This is a genomic window from Bradyrhizobium sp. LeoA1Lang (assembly GCF_055413685.1).
The window spans coordinates 1-7,842 of sequence record NZ_JBVAPG010000255.1 but is presented as its reverse complement, the minus strand read 5'-3'; the positions used below and the strand labels follow the sequence as shown (position 1 = coordinate 7,842).

General features: G+C 58.5%; 7 protein-coding genes. 4 read left to right on the top strand and 3 right to left on the bottom strand.

Annotation, left to right across the window (positions count from 1 at the left end; genetic code table 11):
• Nucleotides 1–473: 473 nt before the first annotated feature.
• A complete protein-coding gene (locus ACZYOF_RS40790; protein WP_196237223.1) occupies nucleotides 474–623 on the top strand; it encodes a hypothetical protein in 150 nt (49 codons plus the stop codon).
• Between the two features lie 73 nt (nucleotides 624–696).
• Here the strand turns inward: ACZYOF_RS40790 and ACZYOF_RS40785 are convergent, their stop codons facing one another.
• Entirely contained in the window at nucleotides 697–1,806 is a 1,110-nt protein-coding gene (locus ACZYOF_RS40785) for an IS630 family transposase (protein ID WP_463719280.1), read from the bottom strand.
• Nucleotides 1,807–2,384: 578 nt separating this feature from the next.
• On the opposite strand from ACZYOF_RS40785, the gene ACZYOF_RS40780 reads away from it, so the two are divergent.
• From ACZYOF_RS40780 to ACZYOF_RS40770, 3 genes are all read left to right on the top strand, one after another.
• Nucleotides 2,385–2,549, top strand: a complete 165-nt coding sequence (locus ACZYOF_RS40780) for a hypothetical protein (protein WP_155255047.1) — start codon at nucleotides 2,385–2,387, stop codon at nucleotides 2,547–2,549.
• A 138-nt stretch (nucleotides 2,550–2,687) separates the two neighbouring features.
• Nucleotides 2,688–4,259, top strand: coding sequence for a recombinase family protein (locus ACZYOF_RS40775; RefSeq protein ID WP_463719279.1), 1,572 nt, complete (start codon nucleotides 2,688–2,690; stop codon nucleotides 4,257–4,259).
• 868 nt (nucleotides 4,260–5,127) lie between these two features.
• The gene (locus ACZYOF_RS40770) at nucleotides 5,128–6,348 is read left to right on the top strand and encodes a tyrosine-type recombinase/integrase (protein ID WP_394565888.1); all 1,221 of its coding nucleotides are present in this window, start codon (nucleotides 5,128–5,130) and stop codon (nucleotides 6,346–6,348) included.
• 527 nt (nucleotides 6,349–6,875) lie between these two features.
• On the opposite strand, the gene ACZYOF_RS40765 is transcribed toward ACZYOF_RS40770, so the two are convergent.
• Together ACZYOF_RS40765 and ACZYOF_RS40760 are read right to left on the bottom strand one after the other, a co-directional pair.
• On the bottom strand, nucleotides 6,876–7,301 hold the full coding sequence (locus ACZYOF_RS40765) for an SDR family NAD(P)-dependent oxidoreductase (protein WP_463719282.1): 426 nt from the start codon (nucleotides 7,299–7,301) through the stop codon (nucleotides 6,876–6,878).
• A gap of 46 nt (nucleotides 7,302–7,347) precedes the next feature.
• Nucleotides 7,348–7,578, bottom strand: coding sequence for an Lrp/AsnC family transcriptional regulator (locus tag ACZYOF_RS40760; RefSeq protein ID WP_463719281.1), 231 nt, complete (start codon nucleotides 7,576–7,578; stop codon nucleotides 7,348–7,350).
• Nucleotides 7,579–7,842 lie beyond the last annotated feature (264 nt).

Genomic DNA, 7,842 nt, shown 5'->3' with positions numbered 1-7,842 from the left:
CAAAGGCACAAATCAGTTGCCGAAGGTCATCGCAGGTGTCAGATTCAACGACGGCATCGAGGTCATCCAAATGCCGGCAAACCACGCCGCCTGATCACCTCATCACCCAAAATTCCGCATAGCTCCGTCATAGGCTCCAATGTCCGGTTTGCGCCATAACCTGCCGATCCTCCGATTTCGCTCGTGCGGTCGAAGCCGAAGTACGCCATTGGCGCGAGGGATCAGTTCTCAGAGACAACCCGACTGCTACCGGCTATGCGATGTCGCAATTCGCGTTCACGGGTACGATAGCCAGCACCATATCGTATGAAATCCTAGTTTGGGATGAGAAATCGTGGGCTAAAAATGGCCGGAAGCGACTGGAACCGCCGGCCACGCCCTGACAATCCGCGCAGATTCTTGGAATGCCAACGTTGGTATTCGTGTTGGTACCGAGATTTCGCCGTCATAAAATGCCAAATGAAATCAATAACTTGTCTGTCCAATTCGGCGCCGGCCAGGGACAGATTGCGGCGCCGGAAGTGCAGGACAATTCCAGCATCTGGTTGGCGGCAAATGCGATCGGAATCAAACCGCGGGACCGCAGGAATCGAACTGCAACGCAACAGGCCGACACCTTCTAGGTGCGCGATGCAGCCGCCTGCAATGGGTAAACTTCTTAAGCGATTTTGTAGGTGACCAGCTAGTCACGTGAATCTAAAGTTCGCCACATAAGGTCTGCTGGGCTTTATGGCAGAAGCGTTTGACCGAGGCCAGAATCTGGTCTGCGGACTTGGTCCATTTGAAGGGCTTCGGGTTTCTGTTGTGCAGGTCGATGAAGGTACGGATGTCGGTCTCGAGCTGCCTGACGGAGGTGTGGACACCTCGCTGGATCTGCTTTCTGGTGAGTTCAGCGAACCAGCGCTCGACCAGATTGATCCATGACGCGGACGTCGGCGTAAAATGAACATGATAGTGAGGTCGACGTGCGAGCCACGCTTTGATCTTGGGTGTCTTGTGGGTGGCGTAATTATCCATGACGATATGGACATCGAGCCCTTCAGGAACTTGGGCATCGACTTCTTTTAAAAACTTCAAGAACTTGACTGCGCGGTGGCGCTTGTAGCATTTGCCGATGACGAACCCCGAGGCGACATCGAGCGCGGCAAACAGCGAGGTCGTACCATGCCGCACATAGCTGTGCGTGCGACGTTCCGGTACGCCAGGCATCATCGGCAAGACCGGTTGCTCGCGATCGAGTGCCTGAATCTGGCTTTTCTCATCGATGCTGAGGACAAGGGCTCGGTTCGGCGGGGATAGGTAAAGGCCGACGATATCGCGCACCTTGTCGACGAACAGTGGATCGCTCGACAGCTTGAACGTCTGGCTGCGGTGCGGCTGCAAGCCGAACGCTGCCCACATTTGGCGGATCGTGGTGTGGGAAAAGCCGGTTTCCGCAGCCATCGAGCGGATCGACCAGTGCGTCGCATCGGCCGGCGTCGTACGCAACGTCCGCTCGATCACGGCAGCGACCTGATCGTCGTTGATGGTGCGAGGGCGGCCAGGGCGGGCCTCGTCAAGCAGGCCATCACAGCGGTCCTTCAAGAATCGGCGGCGCCACTTGCCAACGGTATGTTCGTGGAGGCCGAGTTCCGCAGCTACAGACTTGCTTGGCAAGCCATCCGCACATCGCAGGATCGCGCGGCATCGCTCAGACAGCGACCGGGCAACACGATGACGACGAACTTGCCTCTCCAAGTACGCCCGCTCCTGCGGATTCAGCATTAACGGCGCAATCGGCCGGCCTCGCTCACCTGCATTAGCCACTCGCACTCTCCTCTGTAGAGATTCGAACTATCAACTAATGTGACGAACTTGCGTTCCAGATGACTAGGGACCCCGATGCGATGGTCCGTCCTCCGAAAGGAGAGTTGTGCAATCGGACCAGTTTCGCACTAGAAACGGCATCAACGAAGCGCAACGAACGCGATCGAAATCGAACGAAAACGTAGGAAATTCAACGAAGCTGATCGCTATTCTGCCGCTCATAACAGTCTGCGCGCGGCTTCGAGTGCCGGCCGATGATAACGAAATCAATGGCGAGACAGGGACTCGTTTGGGCCGAGATGGACTTTCGCCCCAAATACGCGGGTTGAAGACCCGACCGGCAGGCTGCCCTCCTTTTCCTTTCCTGTCGCATCCGATCGTACGATGAGCTCATAGCGTTCATTCCGTTTTGGCCTCGCCTGAGCATGATGTTCGGATGATCAACGCTTCCGGCATTCGCCCGATAGGTAACAGAACAAAGGCGTGTGCCGCGGCTATGGCGACGTCGCAGAGCTCGCCGGCGAAGCACTGATCGATGGGCGACGTATGCTGGTGGCCGCAAACAGGGAGACGATGAGGTGACGGTGTTCGCCATCATAGCCGCCATCCTTGACCTCGAGCTGCAGGAATGTGCTGTCTTCTCGATCGCCCGCGTCGTCGGCGACACCGCGGCGCTCGCCAACGAAAGCCTCACGGCACCGCTCAATGTCGAAATGATCGAGCAGGAGCCCGGCTCCCGATGACTAACTCGCCGCGCAAGTTATCCGCGGAAAGGCCTGGCGCGGCCGCTTTGGCCGTTGCGCACGCCCTTGCATTACTGCACGCAAGGCAGGATCATGCGGCCGAGCTCGTCCGCCGGGCCGAGCTGGAGGCAACCGCAAATGATCCGCGCAGCCATTTACGCCCGCTTCTCGTCCGATCGGCAGAACGATAGATCTGTCGACGATCAGATCGCGTCCTGCCGCGAGCTCTGCGCCCGCGAAGGCTTTACGGTCGTGCTGACCTTCTGCGATCGCGAGATCTCCGGCGCCTCGACCGTCAATCGTCCCGGCTTCCAGGACTTGATGCGAGCAGCCGAAGCGCGCCGCTTCGATGTCATCGTCGCCGAGGACGTCGATCGCATTTCGCGCGACCAGGGCGATTGGCATACCGCACGCAAGCGGCTCGACTTCCTCGGCATTGCGATCCACACGGCGAGCGGCAAGGTGGGCAAGCTCGATGGCGCCCTGCGCGCGCTCATGGGCGAGATGTTTCTCGAGAACCTGGTCGTCCACACCCGCCGCGGCCTCGAGAGCGTGATCGGCGACGGCCGCCACGCCGGGGGCCGCGCCTACGGCTATCGGGCGATCGCAGGCAAACCAGGCGAGCTCGAGATCGACCAGGCCGAAGCCGAGATCGTGCGGAGAATCTTCTGCGAGTTTGTCGAGGGCAAGACGCCGCGCGAGATCGCCGCGGGCCTCAATGCCGACGGTGTCAGACCGCCCCGCGGCAACAATTGGAACGCGTCGACGATCAACGGCAATGCCGCACGCGGCCATGGTATGCTGATCAACGAGCTCTATGCGGGCCGCATCGTCTGGAACAAGGTCCGCATGATCAAGGATCCTGCCACCGGAAGGCGCGTGCCACGCCCGAACCGCAAAGACCAATATCGTAGCGTCGACGCGCCGCACTTGGCGATCGTTGAGGACGCGACGTTCAAGGCCGCACAGGTGATCAAGGCTGGCCGCAGTCACCAGGGCGCCTCGCAATCGCGCAAGGCTGTCCGGCCCTTGTCAGGCCTGCTGCGCTGTGGATTCTGCGGCGCCGGTATGTCGGCGATCGGCGCGCAGAGGAAGGGGAAGCCTCACCGCATGCAGTGCTCGGCATTCCGCGAGAGCGGCGTCTGCAGCAACGGCCGCAAGGTTTCGCGCCCAGCGATCGAGACCCTGGTGTTTGAAGGCTTGCGCGAGGAGCTCGCCAATCCCGAGGCAATCGCCGAATATGTCCGCACCTACAACTCCGAGCGCCGGCGCTTGGCCAAGGAGAGTGGCGATCGCGAGAAGCATCTGCAGCGCCGCAACGGCGAGCTCGACCGCGAGATCGATCGCCTGATCACGAACATTGCGAAGGGCGCGGATTTCGACACCTACAACCCGAAGGTCAATGAGCTCGCGGCCGAACGGAAGCGTGTCAAGGCCGAGCTCGCACAGATCGCGGCCGCTTCCGAGATCGTCACCGTGCACCCGGCGGCGATCGAGCGCTATCTCGCCGACATCAGGCGCCTAGCCGAGGTCGCCGCAGAGGCTGCGGAACTCGACGAGCCCGTGCTCGTCGCAACGCTGCGCCAGCTGGTCCAAGCCGTCATCGTTCATGCGCCGCCGGGGACCGACGAACTCGCAATCGAGATCAAGGCATCCTTGTCGGAATTGACGTTGCCGGGACCGCTGCTGAAACGTTCGAGCGGGGGGTGACCGTTGGTAGCGGGGGCACGCTACCAACCCCACATTTGCGAGAGCATTCGTTCTCGGTTGCGATCAGCGCAGCTGCGCGAAGGCGCGGTGGAGGCGCCTTTCCACCTCCGACACTAACGGTCGTCGACACTTGTCTGCCCTGAAATTCGTGCCGTGCACATCCGCCGACCTACGCGGCCCTATCCACTCGAGACCTACACGGCAATTGATACGTTTCAACTATCGTCAATCACCTCCCTCAACGGACAAGCGCCGAACGCGAAGATTACAAAAAGATGATCGCATTCTCCACGTGCGACCAAACTATACTGAGTGATACGGTCTTTCGGCATGCAGCGTCTTGAGGTGGCAGCCTTCCTTTAGCTGCAGTTGAACCGCGAACAGCAGTGCGCTTCTGTTGATCGAAGGCTTCATGACCATTCAGCTTTCGCAGACCGCTTGGCAATACGCCAGGGATAATCGGAGCACGTGCTTGGTTTCATCGCCTGAATGTTCTCTGGCGGGGCGATTCAATGGCCTCGCCGAGGTCTGAACGAATGCGCGCGCTGGCGTAGCGTCGCAGCCGCTTGATCCGCTCGATACTCCGGAATGTGTGACTACGAAGTCAACGAAGCGTGTCAAAGCTTCGCCGTTGCCCGGCTGAATCATTTGTGAGATGATTTATGCGAAAACCAGCGCCAACATCTTTGGAGAGTATAGGACCTGATACCCCACTGAGGCTGTCTGTGGCGGCCGCAATCGCATTTCCGGACCGGAGCATTTCGGAAAGCAGCTTGAGACGAGAGGCCAAGCGGGGGCGACTTACGGTCGAGATTATTGCTGGTAAAGCGTTTACGACGCTCAATGAGATTGAAAGGATGCGTGGCCGATGCCGCGTAGAAGTAAAGGTGCCCGTCTCCACCTCAGACCAGCCCGCTACGAGGCCGGAAAGCTCACTCACGCGGCCACCTGGATCATCCGAGACGGCACTAAGTACCAAGGCACAGGATGCCTTGAACATGAAATTGGAAGGGCTGAGCAAGCGCTCAGAGACTACATCAGCGGCAAATACTCGCCGCAGCGAAAAGAGCGCGACATAGATTCAATACCGATCGCGGATGTGCTTTCCATCTTCATCGACGATCGGCCAGACCTGTTCGTAGAGAATGCAGATGCCAAAAAGTACGTTTCCCGCATGAAGCGGCTGTGTGACTTCTGGGGCACGCTAATGCTGGGCGACGTCAATAAGGCCAAATGCAACGAGTACGTGAAGAAACGTGGAAACAATGGCGGTTCGAGGCGTGATCTGGAGGATCTTCGGGCTGCGATTGAACATCATGCTGATGAGGGATATCACCGCGGACTCGTCAAGGTAAAGCTGCCGAAGAAAGGTCCGCCACGCGATGCGTGGTTGACACGCGAACAGGCCGCTAAGCTGCTTTGGATCTGTTGGCGAGCTCGAGAGATCCAAACTGTGCATCGTGGTCCCATGAAGGGCCAGAAAGTCCAGACGGACAAGCGCCCGTTGCGCCATCTCGCGCGGTTCATCATTATCGGCCTCTATAGCGGAACGCGTGCGGGCGCCATTGCGTCCGCTTCACCGATTGCGGCCATTGGCCGGTCATTTGTCGATCTGGAGCGTGGGGTCTACTACCGGCGCCGGCAAGGTCAGCAGGAAACGAACAAACGTCAGCCTCCAATGCCGATCCCGCCTCGTCTGTTGGCACACCTGCGACGCTGGCATGCCCGCGGCATCATCAAGCGACATTTTGTCGAATTCAACGGGCAGCCGGTGACCTCGGTCAAGACAGCTTTCAAACGCGCCGTGAAGCTGGCAAACTTGGGCAAGAACATCTCGCCTCACACGCTGCGCCACACCGCCGCAACCTGGTTGATGCAAAACGGCACCGATCCCTGGCAGGCCGCCGGGTATTTAGGAATGTCCGTTGAGACGCTGCTGAAGGTATATGGTCACCATCACCCGGACTATCTATCCGACGCCGTTGAGAAGATGACGGCTAAACCGAAGCGACGATCTACCGCCACAGCTTCGCCACAGAAACGGAGCGAACAAACGAAAACGAACGTGATAAAGATGCCTGCAAAATAAGGGGTTTTGCGCGCTCCGAAGCACCTTTCCGGCGCTCATAACGGTCTGGTCGCAGGTTCGAGTCCTCCGGGCCCACCAGCGAATCAATCTGTTGCGGACACCAAAGAAGAACGATTCGATTTTGCATCCCGCTGCCTTGACTAACGAATTTTCGGCTCGATTTTTCGAACCGATTTGAGTTGCGCAAAAAATGCGGGGGTCCTTTTGGATCCGAAGCTGGCACTTGCGACGAGGCACGGCAAGCGGCCTCCTCGGGCGAAGTGTTCCCATTGTTACACCTCCCCTAACATATCTGCGTCATTCTGCTCGTCCCGCTTTGAACCTGCATCGAGATGCCGCTCAGCGAGCGGAAGTACGGCGCGCATAAGCTGCCGCCATTCTTCTTGAAATCAGTGGATTGCGAGGCGTTTCTCGATCTCACCGCACGCGGCGTTCGATGGCGATCAACCCGACGACGGATACTCGACTGACCAGTGATGTCGAAAGCAGCCTCAAATGCCTGAGACGCTGATCGCTATCGATGTTCATCAGTGGTTATCCTTATAGGACGATGGAATCCCATATTGGGCCATGTAGCCACCATCGACATAAATTGTCTGACCGGTCATGAAGCTGCTCTCGTCGCTACCCAGAAACACGATCGCGGCGGCGATTTTCTCGGGTGAAGCGAGGCGGTGCATGGGCGTGCGATTGATCATGTGATCGGGGTCGATATTTCCTTTGTCGATGAAAACCTGCACCAGCGACGTTTTCGTGAAACCGGGAGCGACCGCATTCACCCGTATGCCTCGCGTTGCCCATGCGGTCGCGCCTGACTGCGTGAGCGAATTGACCGCGGCCTTTGTCGCCGCATAGGCGCAACGATCGGGAACGCCACGAGCGCCAGTGATCGATGATATGTTGACGATCGAGCCCGAGCCTGCCTTCAGCATATGACGTGCCGCCGCCTGCATGAACAAGAACGTACTCGCGAGGTTCACATTCAACACGAAGTTCCAGTCATCGAGCGCGTACGGCCGCCACGAATTCGTCAGCGCCCTCGCTCGCATGTCCCTCTATCTTAATGCTGACAAACACTGTTATACCGAGACCAACCCGGTTGCGGCTGAGCAGGGCGCGATAGCCTTCGATAACCCCTTCCGTTTCTAAGCGCTTCACACGCCGCAGGCAGGGAGACGATGATAGGCCGATCTTCTGGGCGAGTTCGACATTCGCAGATGGCGCTTCCAAAGTACGCGATCCGAGCAAAATCAATGGGACCAAAAAGCATTGGATCAGCTCCCTTGACGGCAGCGAATCCTTGCCTTGTGCGTCATTGAGATGAGAACAGTCTCGGCCGCTCAAGATCTCCGCAACGCTTGCTCATGTTCAGGTGCCGTCGCGAACTTGGTTGGAATTTGTCCGTCGCGAGTCTCCGGTGAACGGATGATATCTGCTCAGGCGGCAAGATCAACCGGCTGAGCAATGGGCTTGCTGGCGAGGGTCTGCCAGCCG